The organism is Coriobacteriia bacterium (genome assembly GCA_041658765.1).
In the GTDB taxonomy this organism is placed as follows: domain Bacteria; phylum Actinomycetota; class Coriobacteriia; order Anaerosomatales; family JBAZZO01; genus JBAZZO01.
The window spans coordinates 1-24195 of sequence record JBAZZO010000020.1 but is presented as its reverse complement, the minus strand read 5'-3'; the positions used below and the strand labels follow the sequence as shown (position 1 = coordinate 24195).

Below are 24195 nucleotides of genomic sequence, written 5' to 3'. Positions count from 1 at the left end.
CTACAAGCTCAACGCCCGCAAGAACCCGAGATGGAAAGAGGAGGTGAAGGCGTCCGACGTCGAGTACCTTTATTGTGAGGCAACGAATCAGTCGCTCGAGTACCTTTTATTCTGAGGCATCACGGACGATGAGAGCGCCCGTCGACCACCGACCGGAGCCCCACGAGCGCCAACGCGCTGCACCGCGGATGATGGTCAAACGTGTGACGCACGTCACACTCGCGTATCCTGCCGACCCGTCCGGGCGTATGATTCGTTATATAGGCGTAATCCGAGTTCGGGGGTGGTCCGGATGCGCTCGCATCGGCGTGTGTTCGCTCGCCTTTCCGTGGTCGTCGTCTCCACCTGTCTCCTGCTCGCGTTGTCCGCGTCGCTCGTTCTCTCGGCCGACTCGCTGCTCTCGACCGTCACCGTCGGGTCGCGCCCGACGGCCGTGGCGGTGAACCCCGTCTCCCACCGCGTCTACGTCGCGAACTACGCGGGCGGGTCCGTCTCGATCCTCGACGGGGTCTCGGACACCGTCTCCGCCACGGTCTCCACGGGCGGCGGCATGGCCTTCCCCCTCGCGGTGGTGGTCGATCCGCTCGCCGTCCCCGCTCGCGCGTACGTCGGCAACTTCTGGAGCGGCAAGGTCACGGTGATCGATGAGTCCAGTCTCTCCGCGACCGCCACGCTCTCGTCGGGCATCTCCATGGGGGGCGGTCCTCGCGCACTAGCGCTCGACCCCACGAGCGATCCTCCCAAACTGTTCGCCGCCGTGTACGGACGCAACGTCGTCCGGGTGTGGAACGCGACGAGCGGCGCGCTCATCCAAGACATCCAGGTCGGCGGACAGCCTCGTTCGCTCGCACTCTACGTCGGAGGAGGGCGCCGGCGGCTCTTCGCGGTGAATCGCGCGACCAACAGCGTGACAGTCATCGACGCCGCCGATAACCACGTGATCTCCACGATCGCGGTCGGCGCGGGCGCGCGCTGCGTCGTCTGCGACCCCGACACCGGCTACGCCTACGTGACCTCGGAGTACGCCGGCGAGGTGACGATCATCGACGGCACGGACGCCAAGGCAGGCACCATCGCCATCGGCGCGTCCCCTCGGGCGCTAGCGATCGACGCGATCGGCGACCGGCTGTTCGTCGCGAACTACGGCGACGGCACCGTCAGCGTGATCCGGACCGGCGACAACACGATCGAGAGCACGGTCACAGTGGGTACCGGCCCGTGCGCCATCGCGTTCGACTCCGGCGACCGCAAGGCATACGTGACCAACAACGGGAGCGGCTCCGTCACCGTGATCGACTCCGCCCTCTCCCCCGCCACGGTCGCCGTCGGCGCCCAGCCGAACGCGGTCGCGGTCGACGAGGGTGCCTCGCCCCATAAAGCGTACGTCTCCAACTACGCCTCCAACTCCGTGAGCGTGTTGAGCGATACGGGGAAGTCCATCGCATGGCTCGGAGCCACGCCCGCGTTCGCCGCCGAGCAGGCGGTGGTCGAGTTGACCGCAGCGACCCCCATCCGCATGGCGGACGGATCGATCGTGATGGCTGGCACCGCGGCCAGCCGCCGTGCGCCGTGCGCATCGCCGATAGCGGCCGTCTTCTGGCGGCTGCGCGGCGAGACCGCGTGGCGTCGCGCCGAGATCACGGCGGGCGGGAACACCACGCATGTCGAGTGGCGCATCGTCGCGGACGCGGCGACCGCAGATGCAGCGGGCGGGATCGAAGTGGCGGCGATGGACGCCGCCGGCGCCGTGGTGACCAACTCCGACGGCGGGACGGGCGGGGTCGGAGCGACGTTCGGAGGGACCCTCGACGTCTCGCTCGCGCTTCCGATCGACCGGGATGCCCTGCTCGAAGGAGGCGGATGGCTCTCCGCCGGATCGCCGAAAGAGCGCGTGACCTTCGGAGTGGAAGCGTACTACCCGCCCGAGGGTGACACACCTGTCGGGAGCCTGACCGTGCAGCTGCCTAGCGGGGCCAAGCTGGCCGCCACTCGTCTCGAGCGCCTCAGCGTCGTCGAGCGATCCGCTACGCTCACCGGCGAGTGCACGTTGGGAAGACTCCCCGGCTACCGCTTCGAACTGCGCGCGACGGACGGCGGACCGGCCTCGGCGAGAAGTGACGCCGTCGCACTCAGGGTGTGGGACCCGACCGGGACGTCGATCTATTCGGTGGACGCTCCGCTGGGCGGAGGGAACGTCACCGCCCGCTAGAGCGTAGTGGATGCAGCGGGAGCGAGCTTAGGGTGGTTCGGTGGTTCGTGTGTGTTGACGGAACGGCAGACCGTACGTATTCTATCAGTACCCCTAATATATACCCTAAGGAGTGCTGATGCATGTGATGTCTCGCCGGACGCCCCTCCTCCTCGCAGTGGCGATCGCTGTCACCGCAGCACTCGCGGGGTGCGGCTCGAAGACCGCGGTGTCCGTCCCTCCCGACGGCAAGGACGCTCCCTTGCGTGTAGGGCTGATCCCGAACATCGCACCGGAACAGCAGACGGCGAAATACGAACCGCTGCGAGTCTATCTGGAGCAAGAGCTCGACCGCCCGGTCGAGCTCTTCGTCGCATCGAACTATACGGGTGTCGTGCAGGCGATGGTCGCCGGGAAGCTCGATCTTGCGTACTTCGGGGGACTGACCTACGCACAGGCGTTGCAGCAGGTGGCCGTCGAGCCGCTGGTGACCGAGATCGATGCCGAGACGGGAACCGAGCAGTACTACAGCCTGATCATCGCCGGAACGGACAGCGGCGTGTCATCGCTCGGCGACCTGAAAGGCAAGAGCTTCGCCTTCGGCGATCCCTCATCGACATCCGGGTCGCTGTACCCGCGCAAGATGCTTTTCGAGGCCGGCTACGACTGGAAGCGGGATTTCGCACCCATCAAGGTGGTCGCGTACACGGGAGGTCACGATGCGACCGCTAAAGCCGTCGAGAACGGCAGTGTCGCAGCAGGCGGCATCGAGGGCAGGGTCCTGGCGCGGCTCGAGAAAGACGGCAAGATCGACGCCTCGCGCATCAAGGTGATCGACAAGCGCCTCGTGCAGGGCTACCCGTGGTGCGTCCCGGCCGGCATGGATCCGGGCCTCAAGGAGGACATCCGCGACGCCTTCCTCGGCATCGATGACCCGACGCTTCTCGACCTGCTCCGCGCGCGCAGGTATGTGGCCGTCGACGAGGGAGACTACGCCGAGTTGCGCGCCGATGCCGAGAGGCTCGGTCTGTCGAATCCGGCGAAGTAGTGGACCGGGCTCTCGCGGTAGAAGGTCTCGGCTTCTCGTACTCGACCCGCCCGAACGTGCTCGAAGACATCGACTTCGGAGTGTCCGCCGGCGAGGCCGTCGCGGTCATCGGTCCGAGCGGTGCCGGCAAATCGACGCTCCTTCGCGCATTGGCCCACCTCGCGGCGCCTGCCGCCGGACGCATCGTGCTCGACGGAGAAGACCTGAACGACCCCTCGTCGAAGAGGCTGCGCGGATCGATCGGCTACGTCCACCAGCAGCATGGACTTCCTTCGGCGATCTCGACACCGATGGCCGTGCTCGGCGGCCGGATGCACCGATGGACCGTATGGAGACTGCTCGCGTCCGCTCTTCTCGGACCGAGTGAGGCCGATATCGCTCGAGTTCGCGATGTCCTCCGGCGAGTGGGGTTGGAGGGAAGGGAGTGCGGCCGCGTCGGCGAGATGAGTGTGGGACAGCGTCAGCGGGTGGCTGTCGCGCGAACGCTGCTCCAGGCGCCGCGGCTGATCGTCGCTGACGAGCCCGTGGCATCCGTCGATCCCGCGACCGCGGATGTCGTCCTTAGCCTTCTGGTCGAAGAGACCGCGCGCGGCGCCATCGTCGTGTGTTCGGTGCATGACGTCGACAAGGTCCGCCGGCACTTCACGCGCGCGATCGGGCTCCGTCGAGGGCGGCTGGTGTTCGACGGCTCCACCGACGGACTGACCGATGCGGTCACCGTCGACATCTACAACGGAGAGTCCGCGTGAGACGGCTCTCGCTCAGACGCGCTTCGTGGCCGCTGATCCTACTGGCGCTCGTGATGTGGAGCGCACGGGGGACGGACGCCCGTCCGCTCCTGCTCGTCGGACCGGATGGTCGCCGGCAGATAGCGCGCTTCGTGACCGGACTGTTCCCGCCGGAACTCTCCGTGGACTATCTTCTCGGCCTCATCAGACCGGCGATCGAGACCGTCCAGATGTCGCTTCTCGGCGTGGTCTTCGGTGTGCTCATCGCGGCACCGCTCGCCGTGATCGCTACGAAGCCTTCCCGTGGACCCTCGCAGCCTGGAGAAGGGCGTCTTCGCAGGCTCGGGCGGCGTTGGTCCTACGCGACCGCGCGCGGCATCCTGAACGTCATGCGGACCATCCCGGACCTCGTCTGGGCGCTCATGTTCATCGCCGCCGTCGGGCTCGGATCCTTCGCAGGCGTGCTCGCGCTGACCGTTCACAGCGCCGGGCTCCTCGGCAAGTTGTACGCGGAGGCGATGGAGTCGGTGGATCCCGTTCCGGTGGACACGCTGCGCGCCACAGGCGCAGGGGGGATCGCGATCCTCCTCTGGGCGGTGCTGCCTCAAGCCGCGCCCAACCTTGTATCCATCACGCTGTACCAGTGGGAGTGCAACATCCGGGCGGCGATGGTGCTGGGTTTCGTGGGAGCGGGCGGCTTCGGACAACGGATCGACATCGCGATGCGGCTGTTCCAGTATCAGGAGATGCTGACGCTTCTCGCGGCTCTCCTGATCCTCGTGACGGCCGTGGACCGCTTCAGTTCGTTCCTGCGCGGCCGACTCGCACGCAACGACTAGGAACGAGCGGCCGACTCCAGGATCGGGATCCCACTCACGATCCAGCGCGCCGCAGGATCTCCGGCACGCGATCGTCGAGGCCGAGCGGCATGACGTGCACGCCATCCGCGATGGCGCGGATCGCTCGCGTCTGCTCGACCGCGAGGTCCACAGCCGCCTCCTTCGGATCGGCCGCGCCGCGTATTCGCGCCGCGACATCGTCGGGAACCATGAGCCCGGCGAGCCGCTCGTTGATGAAGTCGATCACCTTCGGACCGCGCAGCAGCAGCACACCGGCGATGACTTTCGCGCCTAGCGGGCGCAGGGCCGCAACAGCGCGCTCGAGCTTCTCTATGTCGAATACCGCCTGCGTCTGGAAGAACATCGCGCCCGCGGCGATCTTCTGGACGGCACGCTCTAGCTGGATCTCCCAGGGCTCCGCCTCGGGGAACATCGCGGCACCGACGAAGAACCCGGTCCCGCCGTCGAGCGGACGACCGAGCATGTCGCGGCCCTCGTTGAGCGCGGCAGCCACCTCGATGAGTTGGGTCGAGTCGAGGTCGAAGACGCCCTTCGCCTGCGGATGGTCGCCACCACGCGGATCGTCGCCGGTGAGGAGGAGGACGTTCTCGATGCCGAGAGTCCATGCCGCGAGGAGGTCGGACTGGAGCGCGAGCCTGTTCCGGTCGCGACACGTCTGCTGGAAGACCGGCTCGAAACCCATCTCGAGGACGACGCGAGACGCGGCCAGACTCGAGAGGTGGAGGTTCGCACCCTGGTTGTCGGTCACGTTCAAAGCGTGGCACACCGGTCCGAGCGCCTCGACCGAGCGGCGCAGAGCGGCGAGGTCCGACCCGCGCGGAGGCGCCACCTCACCCGTGACGACGAACTCGCCACGATCGAGAGCTTCGCGCAGACGACTCACGACCGGTCTCCGCGTTCGCGACCGGCCCGCAGGTTCACACTTCCGGGCTGCAGCTTGCGGCTGTGGTCCTTCGGCGGTATGACCCTCTTCGCGGGGCGACCCTGCTCCGCGAGCCGGCGCCGGATACGGACGTGCACGCACTCCCGGTCGCTCAGGACTTCGCACATGCCGTTCCACATGCCACCGCACGGGCCGTTGAGCAGACCCTTCGGACACGTCGTCACCGGACAGATCCCGCCCGTGAGGTCGAGCACGCACTCGCCGCACATGCGGCAGCGCTCCTCGAAGATGCCGTGGCGTATGACGTTCCCCAGAAAGAGGGACTCGAGGCCGGGGAAGACCGGCGTGGCGACCGCGTCGGCGACCGTCTGCACTCCCGCACCGCAGGCGAGCACCACGATCGCGTCGGAGCGGGCCACATCTCCCGCGTACTTCCGCATGTCGAGCTGCGTGCCGCCGGAGTGGCACGTCACGGCACCGACCGCCCAGCCCGTGACCTCACGACCCGTCTTCTCGATGATCTCCTTCGCCCGCAGGACCTCCTTCTCGCCTCCGGTCTGCGCGACCGTCGCACACTCCCCGCATCCCATGATGAAGACGCGCTTCGCTCCCACCGCGTCGAGATCGGCTTCGATCCGTTCCCAGTCGCGCGGCTTCGTGATGATCATGAAGCGCCGTCCTTACCGGGCTCTATCGCGGACCTGACCGCGCGCACGCAGCCCGGAGCGTCCGCGGCCCATCCGGCGCCGATCGATGTCGCGTAGTCCGCCGTCACGACCGCGCCGCCGACCAGCACCGGCACGCCGGGAGCCTCGTGCGCGACCGCGCGAACGGTCGCCTCCATCGCGGGCAGCGTCGTCGTCATCAGCGCGGACAGACACACCGCGTCCGAGCCGGCAGCGTTCGCCGCGACGACATCCGGCGCCACGTCGACGCCGAGGTCCTGCACCGCGAAGCCCTGACTCTCGAGCAGCGAGACGCAGATGTCCTTGCCGATGCTGTGGATATCTCCTTTGACCGTGGCGAAGACCACGCGGCCCTCCTGGGCTCCGGCTGTCTCCGGCAGATGCGACCGCACCCTCGCTACCGCCGCCTTCATGGCGTCGGCGGCGACCATGAGCTGCGGCAGGAACACTTCTCCGCGGCCGAACGCGTCGCCGACGCTTTGGATGACCGGTGTGAGCAATTCCAGGACCACGCGTTCCGCCGGCGTGCCGGCACAGATCACGGCATCGACCAGCGCGGGAGCGCCGTCGGCGTCGCCCCGCTCGACAGCGGACTTCAGGCGGTCGCGCGGGTCGGCGTCGGCAGACTCCGGAACGGCCACATCGCCCTCGGCCGATGCGCCCGCCACCGAGTGCGCGATCCACCGCTGCGCCCGCACGTCCCTTCCGAGCAGCACGTCCGCCGCGAGGACCGAGTGCGACGCGTCGGCGTCGTGGGGATCGACGATGGCGCTCGAGAGCCCATCGGCGGCGGCCATCGCGAGGAAGGCCGCGTTGAGCGCCGAACGGCCGGGAAGCCCGTGGCTCACGTTGCTCACACCGAGCGTCGTCGCGAGCCCCCACTCCCGCGCCACGGTGAAGAGCGTCTCCAACGTGGTGCGCGCGGCGTCCGCGTCGGTCGCGGCGGTGAGCGTCAGGCAGTCGACGACGAGGTCGCCGTCGCCAAGACCTTCGGCCGCGGCGGCGTCCCGGATGCGACGCACCACGTCCAGCCGGCCTTCGCGCGTCTTGGGGATCCCCTCGCCGTCGAGCGCGAGCGCCACGACAGCCGCGCCGTAACGCTTGACGAGCGGCAGCACGACGCGCAGCGATTCCTCGCCTCCGTTCACGGAGTTCACGAGCGCCCTGCCGGGATACGCCTTGAGCGACCTCTCGAGCGCGACCGGGTCCGTGGTGTCGATCACGAGCGGCAGGTCGGTCAGTGACGAGAGCGCCCTCACGGCCTCCGGGAGCATCGTCGCCGCATCGACGCCAGCGGCGCCGACGTTGACATCGAGGAGGCCGGCGCCTGCGTGCTCCTGCGCGACCGCGTACTCCCGCACGACCGAGAGCGACCCTTCGCGCAGGGACTGCGCGAGCGCCTTCTTCCCGGTCGGGTTGATGCGCTCGCCGATGACCGCGAGCGGCAAGCCGACGCCGATGCGCGTGACGCGGCGCGCGCTCGCAAGCGCCACTCCGGCGGGCGGCGACGGGCGATCGCCGATGCGACGCCCTTTGGCGAAGTCGCCGATGGCGCCGGTGAACGCCGGCGTCGAACCGCAGCAGGACCCGACGAGCGCCGCGCCCGCGTCGACGAACCGCGCGGCGTGCTCGCCCATCTCGTCCGGCGTTCCCGGGAAGACCGTCTCGCCGTCGACGAGCCGCGGAAGACCCGCGTTCGGCTGCGCGAAGACCGGCAGTGACGTCGCGGCGGCGAGCCGCGTCAGCAGCGGCAGCATCTGCTCGGGTCCGAGACCGCAGTTCATCCCGATGGCCGAAGCGCCGCACGCCTCGAGCACGACCGCCGCCGTCTCGGGGTCGGTCCCGGACAGCTCGGTCCGGCCGCTCAGACCGTACGAGAGCGAGACGAAGACAGGCAGCTCGGTGACGGACCGAGCCGCGAGCAGCGCGCAGCGCGCCTCGGCGAGGTCGGTGAACGTCTCGAGGACGATCGCGTCCGGCCCTTCCGCGGCGAGCGCGCGCACCTGCTCGGCGAAGACGTCGAAGACCTCGTCGAAGGACGCCCCTCCGAGCGGCTCCATGACCAGACCTGTCGGCCCGACGTCCGCCAGGACGTGAGGGGACCCACCGCGGCGCGCGAGCTGCACGGCGGCGCGGTTGAAGGCGTCGACCATGTCGCCGAGGCCGTACTCGGCGAGCTTGACTCGCGTGCCGCCGAAGGAGTTCGTCGTCGCGCAGTCGGCGCCGGCCAGCGCGTAGCCGCGGTGGATCTGCTCGATGATGTCGGGCGCGGTGAGGTTGAGCTGCTCGGGGCACTGCTCCGAGGGGACGGCGGCGCGTTGCAGCATCGTACCCATGGCGCCATCGATGACCAGCACCTCAAGGCCGACCCGCTTCATGACGTCCGGCATCTCGTCCACCTCCTCGCTCGGCTTAAGTCTATCTCAGAACTCGAGCGTGATCGCCCGACGCGGACAGACCACGACGCACGCCTCGCAGTAGACACAGGCGTCCTTGTCAAAGAGCAGTTCCGCGGTATCGGGCGCGAGCGAGAGCGCTCCCGGCTTGCACACCGCGGTGCAGACGCCGCACACGACGCAGCGCTCCTCGTCGAGCCGGATGTCGGACGCGGCGGCCTTCACCGTGATGCCCTCGTTCTCGAGGAACGCCACGGCGGCGTCGATGCGGTCCTTCGCCCCGACCACCTCCACGAGCATGCGGCCCTGCTGTCCCGGCTGGATCTGCGCGCGAAGGAAGTTCGGCACGAGGTCGAAGTCCTTCACGATGTGGTAGGCGATGGGCTTCGTCGCCTGTCGCGGGGGGAATGTGAGGTCGAGCCTTCGGCGCGCCATGTCAGATCGCCTCCTCGTCGCGGATCTCGAGCGGCTTGAACGCCTGGGAGCCGGGCTGCGGCAGTAGCTGGAGCGGCTGCGTGAGTGAGAAGCGCTCCTCGGAGATCCATCGCTTGAGCTCCGCCGCGATCGCCCGCGCCTTCGGCAGCGAGCTGATCGGCCCGGTCGGGACCTTCTTGCCGTCGATCTCGATGGTGCCGCTGCGCAGCTGCGCGTACGTGAAGCGCCCGAGGGACGGGCGGCTCCGGCGCTGCACGCCGTAGTCGAACGCGGTCGCCGTGATGTCGGCGTCGGTCAAGGCGAGCGTCTGCGCGATGTCCTCGTCCAGCACCGGGATCGGGATGCCGATACCGACGAACGCCGAGACGCCGTACTTCGTGAAGGTCGCAGCCGAGAAGTACTCGGCGCTCGCGGACTTGAGGTCCGCGATGACCGCGATCGTCCCGCTAGGTGCGACGGGCACGCCGCGCTCGTCGCGCGTCTGGTTCGGGTTGTGCTGCGTCCCCTCCCACGCGACGTAGCCGGCGGCGCCGGCGACGAAGCAGCGCGTCCCGACGCCGATCGTGCGATAGGTCGGGTCGTTGAGCAGCGGTGACAGCGCGCCCGCCGAACAGAAGGTGGCGTTGCCGAGGTTCGGCAGCAGAGTGCCCAGATAGGTGTAGAGAGCCCGGTCGCCCGTGTTCACCGCCACGGCATAGTTCTGATACGCGTTGCGCGGATTGAAGAAGTACGCCTGGTTCAAATCTTCGAGCCTCAGCCACGTGTCGATCTCGGTCCGCGGATAGCAGTCCGTGCCGGGACCGGTCGCCTTGAGGCGCACCGCCTTGCCGCGCAACAGGTCCTCCACGACGTGCGCTCCGCCGTACTCGATGCCCTTCGTCGTCGAGGGCTCGGTGATGCCGAGGTACGTGTCGACCGCGGCGAGCCCGCCCGACGCCGGCACGTCGTTGAGGGAGACGGCGCCCATCTTGATCGGCGGGTCGCTGTGCCCGAAGTTGAGGAAGACGCCCGACGAACACATCGGACCGAACGTCCCCGTCGTCACCACGTCGACCTTGCGCGCGGCGGACTTCAGCCCGTCTTCGGCCGCGACGTGCGCGAACTCCTCAGCGGTGACCACCACGGCCTCGCCTGCGGCGATGCGCGCGTTGATCTCCTCCCAGGTCTTCGCCATGCAAACCACCTCCAAGAAACCAAAGAACGCCCCCCGCCCGACAAGGTCTTGTCAGGGCGAGAAGCGTAGCGTCTCGCGGTACCACCCGACTTCGCCGCCTCGCGGATGCTCGGCGGCCTCATCTCGAGCACGGGACCGGTGGTAGCTCACTCGCGGCGGCGGGAGATGCCGTGAGGGGTCCGATGCTCTCGAGCCCATGATAACGGGGGCGTCCGTCCGGCATTACTGAGCGCTCTCGCGCCGTTCCTCCGGAGGCCTTCGAGGCCATGTTCCGCGGGCTGTCGGACACCGGTTCTCAGCTGCCCCGGCTCTCTGCGGTCCTACCCACTCCACGTACTCATCCTCGTGCTACGGCCGTCTATGCGGTTGCGAGGAACGATACGAGCGGCGAGAGGCGATGTCAAACCGCGGGGCTCGAAGTGCCGGCGTCGTGCAGTGCCGCTCGCACGATATCGGCGTGATCGAACGCGAGCGGCGGCAGTTCCGAGGCCGGGAACCACGCCGCCTCGGCCGCGTCGTCGCCCGGCACGAGCGTGGCGTCAGCGTCCGCCCGCGCGAGGAACGCGACGGTCACGGTCCACCCACGAGGATCGCGGCCCGGATCGCCGAAGACTCCCACCTGGCGCATCCGCCCGACCACGAGTCCCGTCTCCTCGGCGAGCTCGCGTCTCGCCGCCGCCTCGAGCGGCTCGAGCTCCTCGACATATCCTCCGGGGAGCGCCCAGCGACCGGCGTGCGGCTCGTTCGCGCGGCGCACGAGAAGGACCTCGCGCGCATCGCCTTCTCCGCGCACCACCACGGTGTCGGCCGTCAGCCCCGGCCGGGGGAACTCGTAGGTCGGCATGGTCACAGTGTAGCGGTATGCTGGCGGGACCCGTTCGCGAGCCTCAAGGAGCCGTCCCCGTGTCGCTCAATCCCCTGCGCTGGCCCCACAAGGTGAAGCTCGTCGTCGCGTTCGCCACGCTCTACGTGGTGTGGGGCTCGACGTATCTCGCCATCCGCGTCGGCCTTCAGGCCGGCCTGCCGCCGGCGCTGTTCGCGTCGTCTCGGCTGCTCCCCGCCGGAGCGCTCTTGCTCGGCTTCGCGCGCCTGCGCGGCGTGCCCGTGCGGATCCCGTGGCGCGACTACCGGACCATCGCGATCGTAGGTCTCTTCCTGCTCGTCGGCGGCATGTACCTGCTCTTCGTCTCGGAGCAGACGCTGCCCTCGGGACTCGCCGCGCTCATCGTCGCTCTGCTCCCGCTGTGGATCGCGACCGGCGAGTCGCTCGTCCCGGGGATGGACCGTCCGTCGCCGCTCGGGATCGTCGGGCTGGTGATCGGCTTCTCGGGTCTCGGCATCCTCATGGCGCCCCGCGTGACCGGAGTGAACGGCACGCCGAAGGACCTTCTCGTGATCGGGTTGCTCGTCTTCAGCACGTGGCTCTGGTCTACCGGGACGATCGTCTCGAAGCGCTTCCCGGTCGACGTCGACGGCATGGTCGCCTCGGGGTACCAGATGCTCACGGCGGGCACCGTGCTCCTCGCGATCGGACTGCTCTCCGGCGAGGCGCCACGCTACGTCCTCACGGCCGCGAGTACGGGAGCCGTCGCCTACCTCGTGGTCTTCGGCTCGTGCATCGCATTCACCGCGTTCGTGTGGGCGCTGCGCCATGCGCCGGCCTCGAAGGTGATGACCTACGCCTACGTGAACCCCGTCGTCGCCGTATTCCTCGGCTGGGCCGCCGGTCGTGTCGGTCTGCTCTCGCGACCGGAACCCGTCGACGGCTGGATGCTGCTCGGCATGGCGGTCATCGTCGCCGGGGTCGCCATCACGACGACGGCGCCGACGCGCGCCGGCAAGCCGCTCGCCGCCGAGGCGCCCGAGGCCTGATCTTCCCGGCCCGCAGCTGCGCCGAGCCTCCATCACATCTCCATATCCCGCGCACACGCATCTCACACGCTGGGGCGATAGTCATGTTGTGCGAATAAGGAGGCACCCCATGATGGGATTCGGTTATAGGGCATTCGAGTACGCTCCCCGCGCGGCGTTCGGTTCCGCGGGATTCGGTCACCCAGGTACAGGGATGGCGATCCTCATGTTCATCGTTCCGCTCTTGTTCGTCGGGCTCATCCTGTGGCTCGTGATGTCGCAGCGTCACCTGATCGGCGCGGGTTGCGGCCACCACACCACGACCGCCGCGGCCGTCACCCCGGCTCCGGCCCCTCGTGACGACACGGCCGTCGCGATCGTGCGGGAGCGTTTCGCCCGCGGCGAGATCGACGCCGAGACCTACGGGCATCTACTCCAGGCGCTGCGATAGCACGCCTGTCGAGATAGAAGAGGACGGCACCCAGGCCACCCAGCCACCCTTCCTCCCTCCCCCTCTCCATGGCCCTTCCCCCGGGGCCGCACCGAACGGCGAGATCTCCCCCAGAGGTCTCGCCGTTCGGCATTCCGGGGGTTTTCGGCGTCCAGAACCGTTTCTGCCGCATCCACCTTTGGTCGAGGGTTCCGTCTACCTGGCTGAGCAGGCGCTAAGCCCGCATGGCTAGATTCGTGGTCGAGACTTGCATTATTATTGGACTTATCCTATATATGATTTGTCTATTAGCACTGACCTGGGCGGTTAGATGTCGCTGGAGATCGCTATCCTGGGGTTCCTGGGCCGCGAGCCGATGTCCGGCTACGATCTGAAGACCCGCGGTTTCGACCGCGCGGCGGCTCACGCGTGGCCCGCAGACCAGGCGCAGGTCTATCGCACACTCGACCGCCTGGAGCGCGACGGACTCGTCAGCGCACGACCGATCGCGCAGCGCGGCAGGCCCGACCGCCGTCTGTGGGCGCTCACGGAGACCGGCAGGACCGACCTGCTGCGCCGTCTGGCGGCCGCACCAGAACCCCCATCGGTCCGCGACCCCCTCTGGCTGCGGCTCTTCCTAGCAGCCGACATCCCGGACGACACCCTCCTCGCGGTGCTGCGCGCCGCACGCGACCTCTACCAGGCGCGCCTCGACAGACTGCGCACGGAGACGATGCGCGCCGTCGAGGACTGGGCCGCACTCGGAGACGAGCGGGACGCCGCGCTGGAGCGTATGAGCCTGCGATCGGCCATCGCCGCGGCGCGCGCCGCCGTGGACCAGATAGACGACTGCATCGAAGAGGTCGCTGGGGGCCTGCCGCCTCGCCGTGGGACGGAAGAACGCGCACCGTCACCGGCCGCGTAGGGAGGAACATCGCATGCGCGTCATCGCGATCGACGGGAGTCCCATCAGGGGAGGCACCATCACCGCGGCCGTAGAGACGGCCGCCAGGACGCTGGAGGCGGCAGGAGCCGACGTCGAGAGGGTCCGGCTCTACGAGCGCTACATACGCTGCTGCACGGGATGCGGTGGCTGTCGGAGCACCGGCATCTGCGACATCGAGGACGACCTCACGGGCCTCGCACGCTCGATCACCGACGCCGACGGCCTGCTCATCGGGACATCGGGCAACTTCCGGCGTACCGACGCGGCGCTCCAGTCGCTGCTAGCCCGCCTCGCCCGCGTGACTCGCGGCTCGGCGTCGCAGCCCGCGATGAGCGCGGACGCCCACGTCGCACTCATCGCGGCCGTCGGCGAGGGCGCGGGGCTCACGGGCGTACTCGGCATGTCCCCCACCAGTGCGAGACGCACCGCCAGGTCGCTGGCCGCCTGCGGGCTCCGACCGCTCGGCGTCGCATCCGTCCCCGGCCCCACGGCGCACCCGTCCGACCGCGACGCGGGCGAGGACCGAGCACGCGCGCTGGCCTCGCGTCTCGCGGCGACTTGTGCGTCCCGCCCGCGCCGGAGCGTGCTCGTACGTGGACGCACCGCGACTCCCGCACTGGGCTAGGAGCAGGATCGCCTCAGTCGATCTGGTCGGCGAGCATCCTGTCGAGAACGAGGTGTCCGGGGTCGACGCGCAGACCGGTGGCCGCCGCGGAGTGCTCGTCGAATCCGCCGCCGCCGTTGGCCGGCACGCCCGAGCCCGCGATGACGAACGGGACGGCCTCCCCCACGTGCGTCTTGATCGCGATCGGCGTGGGATGGTCGGGCATCGCGAGAAGCCGCATGCCCCCCTCGGCGGAGAGCATGGCGTCGCGCAGCGGACCGACGACCTCACGGTCGATGTCCTCGATCGCCGCGATCTTGCCCCCGATGTTGCCGGCATGACCCTCTTCGTCGGGCGACTCCACGTGCACGAACACCACGTCGTGGTCCTTGAGCGCTGCGAGGGCGCCGGCGGTCTGCGCCGCGTAGTCGTTGTCGGAACCGTCCGTGACGCCATCGATCTCGAGCCGGTCGATACCGAACAGCCTTGCCAGCCCGTTGAGCAGATCGACGCCGGACGTCAACGCGGCGTGCCGGCCTCGAGTCGCCGCGAAGGGGATGAGCCGTTCGGGGGCGACGCCTGGCCAGAACGGCCAGATGTGGCTCGCGACGACCTGCCCCTTGCGCGCCCGCGCGTTGTTGACCGCCGACGCCGCAAGGACGGGCCGCGCCCGCTCCATCAGGTCGAGGAGCAGGTCCGCGCCCGGACCGTCGGGCAGGTACGCCGACACCGGCTTGTCCGAGATGTCATGAGGCGGGGTGTACCGAGCCTCGAAGAGCTCACGGTGACCCGTGACGACGAGGATATGCCGGTACGAGACCCCCGGATGGAACGAGAAGACATCGCCGGCGAGGGCGTCCGAGAGGTCCCGCATGATCGCCGCGGAGTCGAGCGTGGGGATGTGACCACACGCGTAGGAGCTCATGCGGCCGTCGACGATGCTCACCAGGTTGAGCCGTAGCGCCACCTGCCCCGGCCCTAGAGCGATCCCCATGCTCGCGGCCTCGATGGCCCCCCGGCCGACGGCGTTGGCGACCGGGTCGTAGCCGAGGATGGCCGTGCAGGCGGCGGCGGACGAAGGCTCGGCGCCCTCGGGCACGGTCTGAGCGAGACCGAGTGTCCCCTCGGCCGCAAGGGCGTCGAGGTTCGGCGTCCGGGCAGCCTCCAGCGTCGTTCGTCCGTCGAGCTCGGGCAACGGCCAACCGGCGGCGCCGTCGAGGATGACGATGACGTGCTTCATGCCCCTCCCGCCCTCGCGTGGTCGCTACCAGCGTAGACCAACTCGTGGCGATCGGCATCATTCCGCGCGCTGTGCTACGGCTTCGGCCGGGTGGAGTGAGAAGGACCGACACTCAGTGGTCCGCCCCTCTGCTATCCTGCACGCATGGAACCGCTCCGCTATCAAGACACGCGCGGGCTCGACGCCACCCTGCCCGCGTTCAGCGGCGCCGTCGTGAAGGGCATCGCGGAGGGCGGCGGCCTCTTCATCCCCGAGTCGCTCCCCCACCTCCCACTCGACGACGTGCTCGAGCTCGCCGACCTCCCGTACTGGCAGCGCGCGGCGTACCTGTTCGGCCTCTTCCGCGTCGACGTCGACGACGAGCGCATCGCGGACCTCATGCGCGACGCGTACGGCGACGCTTTCGACCACCCCGACGTGGCGCACGTCGAGGAGGTCGTCGCGGGCACGCACGTGCTCGAGCTCTGGCACGGCCCGACGAGCGCCTTCAAAGACATGGCGCTCCAGTGCATGCCGCCGTTCTTCTCCGAGGCGATCGACATCAGACGCGACGCGGGCGAGGCGGTCGACGACTACCTCGTCCTCGTCGCGACGAGCGGCGACACCGGCAAAGCCGCGCTCGAGGGCTTCGCCGACCGCGAGCACACCTCGATCGTCGTCTTCTACCCGGCCGAGGGCGTCTCCGACATCCAGCGCAAGCAGATGGTCACGCAGCGCGGCCGCAACGTCGGCGTCTTCGGCGTCCGCGGCAACTTCGACGACTGCCAGACGGCGGTCAAGGCGGCCTTCGCGGACCCGGCGTTCGCGGCCGAGCTGCACGCGCGCGGTCTCGCGCTATCGAGCGCGAACTCGATCAACTGGGGGCGGCTCCTGCCGCAGATCGTCTACTACGCGAGCGCCTACGCGGACATGGTCGCCTCCGGCGGGGTCAAGGCCGGCGAGCCGCTCGACATCTGTGTGCCCACGGGCAACTTCGGCAACATCCTGGCCGCGTACTACGCCAAGCGTATGGGCGTGCCCATCTCGCGCCTGCTGTGCGCGAGCAACGAGAACAACGTGCTGGCGGACTTCATCGCGACCGGCGTCTACGACATCTCCGCGCGTGGCTTCGTCACCACACCGAGCCCGTCGATGGACATCCTCGTCTCGTCCAACCTCGAGCGCCTGCTCTTCGAACTCGCCGACGCGCGGCGCGTGCGCGAGTGGATGGCGCGGCTCGCCGCCGACGGACGCTTCCAGGTCGACCGCGAGACGTTCGCGAAGGTCCGCGAGCACTTCTCAGCAGACTGGGTGACCAACGACGAGTCGCTCGCCGTCGTGCGGCAGGTGTGGGAGGAGTACGGCTACCTGCTCGATCCCCACACCGCGGTCGCCTGGGAGGTCGCGGAGAGACTGCGCGGAGAGGACCCCGTGCTCGTCGTGTCGACCGCTCACTGGGCGAAGTTCGGCGCCGACGTCTACCGCGCCCTTGACAGCGTCGGCGCCGGTGAGCCGCTGCCGGCCGACGTCGCGGGGCTGTCGGGAGTCGAGCTGCTGGGCCGCATCGCGGATCTCGCACCGGGCGCGTCGCCCGTGCCGCACGCGCTCGCCGAGCTCGACGGCCTGCCCGAGCGGTTCACCGGCGTGGTCGACGCGGGCAAAGAGGGCGTCGAGGACGCCGTCAGGGAGTGGCTGGGGTAGCGCGCACCCTCGCGCCCAGCGCCGCGCCGCCGACGCTGCCGGCGACGACGAGCGCGAGCACGAGCGCGTGCCAGCCGAGCCTCCCCGTCTCGCGCAGGCTGTAGAGCACGAGCAGGAGCACCGCTGGACCGGCGAGCCACGCCGCCCATCGGATACCCGCTCTAGGTCCGGCGAGGCCGAACGCTAGGCCGAGCAGCGCATACGCGACGAAAACGTACGCGACCACGCCAGGCCATTCGCCGGCGCCCATGTCGGAGAAGACCGCGTTGAAGGCGACGAAGAACCCCCACAGCACGCCGAGCGAGAACGCGAGCGCGCGCCCGGCGATGCGCTTCCAGGTGTCCTCCATCGCGATGCCGGCCTTCATCGCCAGTCGTCGAGGTCGGCCGCGCGCAGACCGAGCAGCCACGCGCGCAGGAACGTCCCCGTCGTCGCGACGCGCCGCGAGTCGAGCCTGCGAGCGACATCCCCGCTCGTGTGGCACGCCGGGTCCGGCCTCCACTCGAGCCAAGCCGCGGGGATCCCCGCCACCTCGAAGGCCTCGTGGTCGCTCCAGCCCCAGCGGCCGCCGTCCGCGAGATACGTCATCGACACCCCACGCGAGCGGCTCTCGGCCAGCATCTCGCTCACCAGCCCCTGGGGGCCTCTGCCCATCGAGCGCACGTTGAACCGGCTCCCGTAGCCGACCATGTCGACGGAGATCATCCCCGCGACACGCGCCCGCGCGGTGCTCGAGAGCGATCGAACGTACGCGCGCGAACCGTAGTGGTGGTGCGCCTCGACGCCGTCGATCGACTCCTCCGCGCCGAAGAAGGCGAACCGCACGGTCGGCACGACGTCCGCGCCGCGAAGGTCGCGGGCGAGTTCGAGGAGCGTCCCGCAACCGGAACCGTTGTCGTTCGCGCCCGGCGACGGGCGCTTGCTGTCGAGATGCGCGCCGAGCACGACGACGCTCGTCGAACGGCCGATCCTCTCCGCGATGACGTTGCGCGAAGCGCGCCCGTTCGGCAACGTCACCCGCTGTACCCAGACGCGGTATCCGTATCCGCGCAGCACGCCCGCGACGTACGAGGCGCCTCGCGCTTCCGCGGCCGTGCCCTCGACGCGCACGCCGAAACGCGCGAGCGCGGCGGCGTGCGAGACGGCGCGCGACGCGTCGAACGCTCGGGCGGAGGCGATAGCGAGCGCCGGGGCGCCGAGCGCGATCGCGCATGCGATAGCGAACGCCGCTCCCGCACGGCACGCGGCGTGCTGCTCCTCTGTACGCGAAGACATCATGTGACCGATAGTAGAGCCGCAGCGGATCGAAAGGGAAGGAGACGGCGTGCGAGGATCCCGCATCATGACCCCGCTGGTCACGGCCGCCCTCCTCGTCGCGCTCGCCGTGCCAGTCCCGGGAGCGGCCGAGACGTTCGAGACCGCATGGGGCGGGAGCACGCGCTTCCAGCAGCCCTGCGGCGTCGCCGTCGGGTCGACCGGCCAGGTCTACGTGGTCGACCGCTACAACCACCGCGTGCAGCGCTTCACGGCCTCGGGAACCTTCCTCGCCGCATGGGGATCGAGCGGGAGCGGGCATGGCTCCTTCATCGAGCCCGACGGGATCGCCATCGCGCCGGACGGCTCGGTGTACGTCGCCGACTCCGGCAACGCTAGAGTGCAGAAGTTCACCGCCACCGGAGGCTTCGTCCGCGACTGGGGAGTCGTCGGTACCGGCGCCGGGCAGTTCCGCTACCCGACAGGGGTGGCCGTCGACGCGTCCGGCACCGTCTGGGTGGCCGACGGGCTGAACGGCCGCATCCAGGCCTTCGATGCGAACGGGCGATTCCTGCGCGCGGTCGACGGCCTCGCCCAGCCCCATGGCATAGCGGTGGACGCATCCGGCACGCTCTATGTCGCCGACACCGGCAACGGCCGGATCGCGGTCTTCGACCGTGAAGGCACGCCCGTCACCTCGTGGGACGGCTCCGACTCGGCACTCGGAGCGCTCTCGAGCCCGATGGGCGTGGCCGTGAACCCCCGCAACGGCCTCGTCTACGTCGCCGACACGAACGGGAACCGCATCCAGAAGTTCTCTACCGGCGGCGCCTGGGTCTGGGGCTGGGGACAGCTCGGCTCGGCGCAGGGACGCTTCAACCACCCCTACGCACTCGCGTTCTCACGTGCGGGCGACCTCTACGTCTGCGACCAGAACAACAACCGCATCGAGAAGTTCGTGCCCGACGTCGTGTCGCCCGCCACGCAGGTATCGGGCATCCCGTCGGGAGGCTGGTCTTCGCACGACGTCTCGCTCACCCTCGGCGCATTCGACGCGGGCTCCGGCGTCGCCTCGTCCTACATCCGCGTCGGCGCCGGCGAGCTCTCCACGTACGCCGCGCCGACGGTGGTGAGCGCGGAAGGCGCCACCACGATCGCGTTCTTCTCGACCGACCACGACGGCAACGTCGAGCCGGCCCGCACCGCGACCGTGCTGATCGACCGCGTCGCGCCCGCTGCCTCGCTCGCCGCCAGCGGGACGTACCTGGGGCGGGCGCACGTCTCCGTGACGGGCACCGATGCCGCCTCGGGCGTCGCGTCCACGTGGTGGCGGGTCGACGACGGCCCGTGGACGCGCGGCAACGACGCGATGACCTCCGTGCCCGGACCTCACACCATCACCGCCTACGCGCTCGACCGCGCGGGGAATCGCTCGTCCGACGTGAGCATCGACACCTCCGTGCGGGCCGTGGGCCTGGGAGCGACGCTCAGGGTCGCTCCCGACACCCGCGCGTACGGCGCACGCGTCACGGTCAACATCGCGTGCACGATCGCCGACGAGGCGAGCTCCGCGCCGCTGCCGGGCGCTACGGCCCGCTTCTGGCGCTCGACCAACGGGCGCACGTGGAGCCCGATCGCCACTCGCACCGCGGACGCCGCGGGCGGCGTCGTCTTCGCGCAGCCGCTCACGCTCACCGTGCGCACGCTGTGGCGCATCACGTCGCACGAGACGACGAGCGCGACGCTGGAAGTGCTCCCGCGGGCGTACCTCGCCGCGCCGACCGTGCCGGCCTACGCGCGCCGCAACGTCAGATTCGTCGCGTCCGGCCTTCTCAAGCCACGCCACCGGCCGGGAACGTACCCCGTGATCGTCGACTGCTACCGCTATGAGGACGGCCGCTGGGTGCTGCGATCGTCGGTGCTGGGCCGCGCATGGGACGACGCCGGGTCCACGCGCTACCGCGCCGCCATCGTTCTCCCGTACACGGGCCGATGGAGGCTGAAGGCGACGCACAACGACGCAGAGCACCCTTCGACGATCTCGGGATGGAGCTACCTCACCGTCCGCTGACCTCGTGGTGCGAGTACTTGGCCACGGTGACGTCCTCGACGACGACGAGACCGCCGTCGACCATCTCCTCCACCATCGGCAGCACCCGGTCGACGCGCTCCGGCGTGTCGACGAAGACGACCACCACCGGCAGGTCCGCCGAGAAGTCCAGGATGGCGGCCGTGTGGATGCGGCTGTGCTTGCCGAAGCCCGACATGCCGCGCAGCACGGTCGCTCCCGCGCAGCCCTCCGCCCGCAGCCGCTCGACGATCGCCTCGTACAACGGCTTGTGGTCCCAGCGATCGCACTCGCCGATGTAGAGCGTCACGCGCTTCGCAGCGCCTTCGATGTCCATGGAGTCCTTTCCTACAGCAATCTGCCGAGGGCGAGACCGGCGACCGCCGCCGCGAGCCCCGCGACCCCGCTGCCGAACATGTTCGCGAGCCCGGCCGCGGCCGAGCCCTGCTCGACGAGGCGGATCGACTCGTAAGCGAGCGTGGAGAACGTCGTGAAACCGCCGAGGACGCCCACACCCGCGAAGATGCGCCAGCCGGGACCGAGCAGGCCGCGCTCGGCCGAGAGCGCCATGAGCAGCCCGAGGAGGAAGGCGCCGCCGACGTTGATGACGAGCGTGTGCCACGGGAACGCAGCGCCGAAGCGGTCGGCGGCCCACGCCCCGAAGGCGTATCGCGCGGCGGCGCCGATGGCGCCTCCCGCAGCGACGACCGCGACCTCGCGCATGCGCTCCCTTTCGTTCGATGACGTGGACGAGCCTATCACAGCGGCGATGCTACGATGGCCTCATGCAGCGACCCGACATCCCCACTTCCGAAGCGAACGTCGAAGGCCCGCCCCAGGGCATCCTCGGCCGCTTCAAGACGTTCGAATCGCTGGGCTACCGCGACTTCCGCTACTTCCTCACGGGCGCGTTCCTCTCCAACGTCGGGACGTGGATGCAGAACGTCGCGCTCGGCTGGCTCGTCTACCAGCTCACGCGCTCGTCGCTCACGCTCGGGGTGGTCAACTTCCTCTCGGGCGCGCCGATCTTCGTCTTCATACTCTTCGCTGGCGCGGTGGCCGACCGTGTCGACCGGCGGCGGCTGATCATCTGGCTGCAGGTCGTGATGATGGCGCAGGCCGCGCTCTTCGGCGTGCTGACGCAGACGAGCGGCATCACGATGGCATGGGTCTACGGCCTCACGCTCGTGGGCGGCGCGGCGTCAGCGTTCACGTTCCCCGCGTGGCAGGCGACCGTGCCCGATCTCGTGCCGCGAAAGTCGCTGCTCAACGCCATCGCGCTCAACGCCGCGCAGTTCAACGGGGCGAGACTCGTCGGGCCGATGATCGGCGCGCTCATCTTCGCGCGCTTCGGGGTCACCGAGGTCTTCTACGCGAACGCCGTCAGCTTCCTCGCGGTCATCGCGGCCCTCGCCGTCATCCATCCGCGCCAGACGCGCCCGGAGAAGACCGGCGAGAGCGGTTGGCGCAACATCGCCGCCGGCCTGCGCTACGTGCGCCACGAGCGCGACGCGGCGGTGCTGCTCTCCACGCAGGCGATGGTGACGATCTTCGGCATGCCGTTCACCACGCTCATGCCGGTGGTGGCCGTCGAGACGCTGCACGTGAAGAGCTCGGGGTACGCCATGCTGATGGCGGCGAACGGCCTCGGCGCGCTCGTCGGAGCGCTGGTGATCGCGAGCCTGCCGGCGACGGTGCGGCGCGACCGGATCGTGCGCGCCGCCGTGCTGGTGATGTCGCTCGGGCTCATCGGCATCGCACTTTCGCGTTCGTTCGTGCTGACCGCCGGGCTGCTCGTCGTGATCGGCGGAGCGTTCCTCGCATCGACGTCGGGCATCAACACCAGCCTCCAGGCGAAGGTGCCGCCCGAGCTGCGCGGGAGGGTCATGGCGCTGTTCGTCCTCGCGTTCATGGGCGTCATGCCGTTCGGCGCGCTCGCGTTCGGTGCTCTCGGCCGCGCCGTAGGCGCTGCGACCGCCATCGGCGCCGGCGCGGCGGTGCTGCTGGTCTACGCGATCTGGATCGGCGCGCGGGGCATCGAGGCGGGGCGGTAGGGAGGATCGGCGCGATACACAGACTGCGTAACACTCGATCCACTCGGCGTCTACCTGCCTGAACTCGCCTGGCGTATCGTGTTACGCAGAAGACAGGAGCTGCGTCGGGGGATCACACAGTCTGCATATACACTGTTCGAACCGACACAACGCGCGGCGGTTGCGTCGTGGTCAGCATGTCCGTCCCGGGCGTATGATTGATGGGTAGTTGGACGACGAAGAGGTGAGCTCCATGACTATCGACGAACTCAAGCGTGAAGCGCTGCGACTGGATCCATCCGGTCGTGCAGGCCTCGCCCGCGATCTGCTCGACAGCCTCGACGAGCTTTCGGAGTCTGAGATCGAGCAGCTCTGGCTCGAAGAGGCGGTGCGGCGGCACCAGGAAATCGTCACCGGAGCGGTCGAGACCGTCTCTATGGAGGAGGCGCTCTCCAAGGCGCGCGCCGCCCTCCGGTGACTCACAGGATCCGCCTCCACCCGACAGCTCAACGCGAGCTGGAGGAAGCCGCCGCATTCTACGAGCTCGAGGGGCCAGGGCTCGGTTCCGCGTTCCTCGTCGACTTCGAGCGAGCGGGTGATCAGATTCGCCTGCTTCCGGCTTCGTCGCCGATCGCACGTGATCCGGCACGCAAGAAGCTGATGGCCCGGTTCCCGTACTGCGTGGTCTACTCGCTCGTTGACGATGAAGTCTACGTGCTAGCCGTGGCGCACAATCGCCGCCGTCCGTTCTACTGGCAGGACAGGATGTAGGTACTTCGTGTGGATTCGAACAAGCAGTTCGAGCGGACTCACTTCGTTCGCCGCTCAACTGCCCGACGTTGGATGCACGCGACGAATGGAGGTCGGCACTTGCGGACAAACATTGTGCTCATCGACTTCGAGAGCGTCCAACCCTCTTCTCTCGGCGCTTTGGAGCAGGACCCCTACCGGGTACTGATCTTCGTCGGCGCAAGTCAGGCGAAGCTGCCCTTCGAGCTCGTGTCCGCCGTCCAGCGCATGGGTGAGAGGGCCCGCTACATCAAGATGTCGGGCTCGGGGCCCAACGCCCTCGACTTCCACATCGCGTTCTACATCGGTGAGATGGCGACGGAGGATCCGGCGGCGTTCTTTCACATCATCTCCAAGGACACCGGTTTTGACCCGCTCATCAAGCACCTTAAGACTCGACACATCTTCGCGGCGCGCTCGGCATCCATAGAAGCGATGCCCCAGGTCAATGCGAATCCCAAGAAGTCGGCACAGGAACGCGCGAGAGTCATCGTTGACGCGCTGCGCCAGCCCAAGAGCACCAGACCTCGCAGCGACAAGACGCTAGCGCGACACATCGCCACTCACTTCAAGAAGCAGCAGCTCTCGGAGATCGAAGTCCAGGCTGTCGTGAGGGCGCTGCAGGCGTCCGGACATGTCACGGTCGCTGGCGGGAAGGTCACCTACTCCCTCGATTAGCGCTCGCGAGCTCTTGGCGCAGCATCTAACCCGGGCATCCACACAGACGGCGCGCCGCGTCCGTTACACTCGGCGCAAGATGAATCTGGGCGCGCCGCTGGCCTGGGTTCCGCAGCTAACTCCCGCGAATAGTCCGCGTTTGATGGGTCTAAGCTGCGAAGACGAGCGATCATGCGCAGAAACGGCGTGTATCTAGGCGTCCGTATTCCCGCTGGTCAGAAGCT

25 protein-coding genes are annotated in these 24195 nt (G+C 69.0%); 14 read left to right on the top strand and 11 right to left on the bottom strand.

Going from position 1 to position 24195, the window contains the following annotated elements; all coding sequences use genetic code 11:
* Nucleotides 1-292: 292 nt before the first annotated feature.
* The 4 genes from WC971_10340 (at nt 293) to phnE (ending at nt 4803) form a co-directional block, all read left to right on the top strand.
* Complete coding sequence (locus WC971_10340) at nt 293-2209, top strand: YncE family protein (GenBank protein MFA5845213.1); 1917 nt, start codon at nt 293-295, stop codon at nt 2207-2209.
* A gap of 118 nt (nt 2210-2327) precedes the next feature.
* Complete coding sequence (phnD, locus tag WC971_10335) at nt 2328-3236, top strand: phosphate/phosphite/phosphonate ABC transporter substrate-binding protein (GenBank protein MFA5845212.1); 909 nt, start codon at nt 2328-2330, stop codon at nt 3234-3236.
* Entirely contained in the window at nt 3236-3985 is a 750-nt protein-coding gene (locus WC971_10330) for an ATP-binding cassette domain-containing protein (protein MFA5845211.1), read from the top strand. Before phnD ends, WC971_10330 begins: the two co-directional genes overlap by 1 nt.
* On the top strand, nt 3982-4803 hold the full coding sequence (phnE, locus tag WC971_10325; protein MFA5845210.1) for a phosphonate ABC transporter, permease protein PhnE: 822 nt from the start codon (nt 3982-3984) through the stop codon (nt 4801-4803). The genes WC971_10330 and phnE overlap by 4 nt, the downstream gene beginning before the upstream one ends.
* A gap of 34 nt (nt 4804-4837) precedes the next feature.
* Here phnE and WC971_10320 read toward each other — a convergent pair whose 3' ends face one another.
* From WC971_10320 to WC971_10295, 6 genes are all read right to left on the bottom strand, one after another.
* A complete protein-coding gene (locus tag WC971_10320; GenBank protein ID MFA5845209.1) occupies nt 4838-5707 on the bottom strand; it encodes a methylenetetrahydrofolate reductase in 870 nt (289 codons plus the stop codon).
* A complete protein-coding gene (locus tag WC971_10315) occupies nt 5704-6375 on the bottom strand; it encodes a methylenetetrahydrofolate reductase C-terminal domain-containing protein (protein MFA5845208.1) in 672 nt (223 codons plus the stop codon). Before WC971_10315 ends, WC971_10320 begins: the two co-directional genes overlap by 4 nt.
* On the bottom strand, nt 6372-8783 hold the full coding sequence (locus tag WC971_10310) for a homocysteine S-methyltransferase family protein (GenBank protein MFA5845207.1): 2412 nt from the start codon (nt 8781-8783) through the stop codon (nt 6372-6374). The genes WC971_10315 and WC971_10310 overlap by 4 nt, the downstream gene beginning before the upstream one ends.
* Nucleotides 8784-8816: 33 nt before the next feature.
* The gene (locus tag WC971_10305; GenBank protein ID MFA5845206.1) at nt 8817-9224 is read right to left on the bottom strand and encodes an NIL domain-containing protein; all 408 of its coding nucleotides are present in this window, start codon (nt 9222-9224) and stop codon (nt 8817-8819) included.
* Between the two features lies 1 nt (nt 9225).
* Nucleotides 9226-10398 (bottom strand): homocysteine biosynthesis protein, encoded by a 1173-nt coding sequence (locus WC971_10300; protein ID MFA5845205.1) that lies wholly within the window; start codon nt 10396-10398, stop codon nt 9226-9228.
* Between the two features lie 400 nt (nt 10399-10798).
* The gene (locus WC971_10295; GenBank protein ID MFA5845204.1) at nt 10799-11242 is read right to left on the bottom strand and encodes an NUDIX hydrolase; all 444 of its coding nucleotides are present in this window, start codon (nt 11240-11242) and stop codon (nt 10799-10801) included.
* 59 nt (nt 11243-11301) lie between these two features.
* Between WC971_10295 and WC971_10290 the strand changes: the two genes are divergently transcribed.
* The 4 genes from WC971_10290 to WC971_10275 all read left to right on the top strand — a co-directional run bounded on the left by WC971_10290 (nt 11302) and on the right by WC971_10275 (nt 14250).
* Nucleotides 11302-12270 (top strand): EamA family transporter, encoded by a 969-nt coding sequence (locus tag WC971_10290; protein MFA5845203.1) that lies wholly within the window; start codon nt 11302-11304, stop codon nt 12268-12270.
* 109 nt (nt 12271-12379) lie between these two features.
* Complete coding sequence (locus WC971_10285; GenBank protein ID MFA5845202.1) at nt 12380-12700, top strand: hypothetical protein; 321 nt, start codon at nt 12380-12382, stop codon at nt 12698-12700.
* A 310-nt stretch (nt 12701-13010) separates the two neighbouring features.
* On the top strand, nt 13011-13604 hold the full coding sequence (locus tag WC971_10280) for a PadR family transcriptional regulator (protein MFA5845201.1): 594 nt from the start codon (nt 13011-13013) through the stop codon (nt 13602-13604).
* Between the two features lie 13 nt (nt 13605-13617).
* Nucleotides 13618-14250, top strand: a complete 633-nt coding sequence (locus WC971_10275) for a flavodoxin family protein (GenBank protein MFA5845200.1) — start codon at nt 13618-13620, stop codon at nt 14248-14250.
* A gap of 13 nt (nt 14251-14263) precedes the next feature.
* On the opposite strand, the gene WC971_10270 is transcribed toward WC971_10275, so the two are convergent.
* The gene (locus WC971_10270; protein MFA5845199.1) at nt 14264-15469 is read right to left on the bottom strand and encodes a cofactor-independent phosphoglycerate mutase; all 1206 of its coding nucleotides are present in this window, start codon (nt 15467-15469) and stop codon (nt 14264-14266) included.
* A gap of 144 nt (nt 15470-15613) precedes the next feature.
* Here WC971_10270 and thrC point away from each other — a divergent pair, with 144 nt between their 5' ends.
* Nucleotides 15614-17149: a threonine synthase gene (gene thrC / locus WC971_10265; GenBank protein MFA5845198.1), complete on the top strand. Its 1536-nt coding sequence runs from the start codon at nt 15614-15616 to the stop codon at nt 17147-17149.
* Here the strand turns inward: thrC and WC971_10260 are convergent.
* Nucleotides 17130-17516, bottom strand: a complete 387-nt coding sequence (locus WC971_10260) for a hypothetical protein (protein ID MFA5845197.1) — start codon at nt 17514-17516, stop codon at nt 17130-17132. The genes thrC and WC971_10260 overlap by 20 nt on opposite strands.
* Nucleotides 17513-18427 (bottom strand): M28 family peptidase, encoded by a 915-nt coding sequence (locus WC971_10255; protein MFA5845196.1) that lies wholly within the window; start codon nt 18425-18427, stop codon nt 17513-17515. Before WC971_10255 ends, WC971_10260 begins: the two co-directional genes overlap by 4 nt.
* A gap of 64 nt (nt 18428-18491) precedes the next feature.
* Between WC971_10255 and WC971_10250 the strand changes: the two genes are divergently transcribed.
* Nucleotides 18492-20474 carry an SMP-30/gluconolactonase/LRE family protein gene (locus tag WC971_10250; GenBank protein ID MFA5845195.1) on the top strand — a complete coding sequence of 661 codons (1983 nt, stop codon included), beginning with the start codon at nt 18492-18494 and terminating at the stop codon, nt 20472-20474.
* Here the strand turns inward: WC971_10250 and WC971_10245 are convergent.
* Complete coding sequence (locus tag WC971_10245; protein MFA5845194.1) at nt 20461-20808, bottom strand: DUF190 domain-containing protein; 348 nt, start codon at nt 20806-20808, stop codon at nt 20461-20463. The two genes, WC971_10250 and WC971_10245, sit on opposite strands and share 14 nt — an antisense overlap.
* 11 nt (nt 20809-20819) lie before the next feature.
* Nucleotides 20820-21194 carry a fluoride efflux transporter CrcB gene (gene crcB / locus WC971_10240; GenBank protein MFA5845193.1) on the bottom strand — a complete coding sequence of 125 codons (375 nt, stop codon included), beginning with the start codon at nt 21192-21194 and terminating at the stop codon, nt 20820-20822.
* A 62-nt stretch (nt 21195-21256) separates the two neighbouring features.
* Here crcB and WC971_10235 point away from each other — a divergent pair, with 62 nt between their 5' ends.
* From WC971_10235 to WC971_10220, 4 genes are all read left to right on the top strand, one after another.
* On the top strand, nt 21257-22525 hold the full coding sequence (locus WC971_10235) for an MFS transporter (GenBank protein ID MFA5845192.1): 1269 nt from the start codon (nt 21257-21259) through the stop codon (nt 22523-22525).
* A 208-nt stretch (nt 22526-22733) separates the two neighbouring features.
* Complete coding sequence (locus WC971_10230) at nt 22734-22982, top strand: addiction module protein (protein ID MFA5845191.1); 249 nt, start codon at nt 22734-22736, stop codon at nt 22980-22982.
* A complete protein-coding gene (locus tag WC971_10225; GenBank protein MFA5845190.1) occupies nt 22979-23275 on the top strand; it encodes a type II toxin-antitoxin system RelE/ParE family toxin in 297 nt (98 codons plus the stop codon). Before WC971_10230 ends, WC971_10225 begins: the two co-directional genes overlap by 4 nt.
* A gap of 99 nt (nt 23276-23374) precedes the next feature.
* The gene (locus WC971_10220) at nt 23375-23971 is read left to right on the top strand and encodes a PIN domain-containing protein (GenBank protein MFA5845189.1); all 597 of its coding nucleotides are present in this window, start codon (nt 23375-23377) and stop codon (nt 23969-23971) included.
* Nucleotides 23972-24195 lie beyond the last annotated feature (224 nt).

Coding starts and splice junctions, on each gene's coding strand:
- WC971_10340 (MFA5845213.1), top strand. CDS start 293: ATGCGCTCGCATCGGCGTGTGTTCGCTCGCCTTTCCGTGGTCGTCGTC.
- phnD (MFA5845212.1), top strand. CDS start 2,328: ATGCATGTGATGTCTCGCCGGACGCCCCTCCTCCTCGCAGTGGCGATC.
- WC971_10315 (MFA5845208.1), bottom strand. CDS start 6,375: ATGATCATCACGAAGCCGCGCGACTGGGAACGGATCGAAGCCGATCTC.
- WC971_10310 (MFA5845207.1), bottom strand. CDS start 8,783: ATGCCGGACGTCATGAAGCGGGTCGGCCTTGAGGTGCTGGTCATCGAT.
- WC971_10305 (MFA5845206.1), bottom strand. CDS start 9,224: ATGGCGCGCCGAAGGCTCGACCTCACATTCCCCCCGCGACAGGCGACG.
- WC971_10300 (MFA5845205.1), bottom strand. CDS start 10,398: ATGGCGAAGACCTGGGAGGAGATCAACGCGCGCATCGCCGCAGGCGAG.
- WC971_10295 (MFA5845204.1), bottom strand. CDS start 11,242: ATGCCGACCTACGAGTTCCCCCGGCCGGGGCTGACGGCCGACACCGTG.
- WC971_10285 (MFA5845202.1), top strand. CDS start 12,380: ATGATGGGATTCGGTTATAGGGCATTCGAGTACGCTCCCCGCGCGGCG.
- WC971_10280 (MFA5845201.1), top strand. CDS start 13,011: ATGTCGCTGGAGATCGCTATCCTGGGGTTCCTGGGCCGCGAGCCGATG.
- WC971_10275 (MFA5845200.1), top strand. CDS start 13,618: ATGCGCGTCATCGCGATCGACGGGAGTCCCATCAGGGGAGGCACCATC.
- WC971_10270 (MFA5845199.1), bottom strand. CDS start 15,469: ATGAAGCACGTCATCGTCATCCTCGACGGCGCCGCCGGTTGGCCGTTG.
- thrC (MFA5845198.1), top strand. CDS start 15,614: ATGGAACCGCTCCGCTATCAAGACACGCGCGGGCTCGACGCCACCCTG.
- WC971_10260 (MFA5845197.1), bottom strand. CDS start 17,516: ATGAAGGCCGGCATCGCGATGGAGGACACCTGGAAGCGCATCGCCGGG.
- WC971_10255 (MFA5845196.1), bottom strand. CDS start 18,427: ATGATGTCTTCGCGTACAGAGGAGCAGCACGCCGCGTGCCGTGCGGGA.
- WC971_10250 (MFA5845195.1), top strand. CDS start 18,492: ATGACCCCGCTGGTCACGGCCGCCCTCCTCGTCGCGCTCGCCGTGCCA.
- WC971_10245 (MFA5845194.1), bottom strand. CDS start 20,808: ATGGACATCGAAGGCGCTGCGAAGCGCGTGACGCTCTACATCGGCGAG.
- crcB (MFA5845193.1), bottom strand. CDS start 21,194: ATGCGCGAGGTCGCGGTCGTCGCTGCGGGAGGCGCCATCGGCGCCGCC.
- WC971_10235 (MFA5845192.1), top strand. CDS start 21,257: ATGCAGCGACCCGACATCCCCACTTCCGAAGCGAACGTCGAAGGCCCG.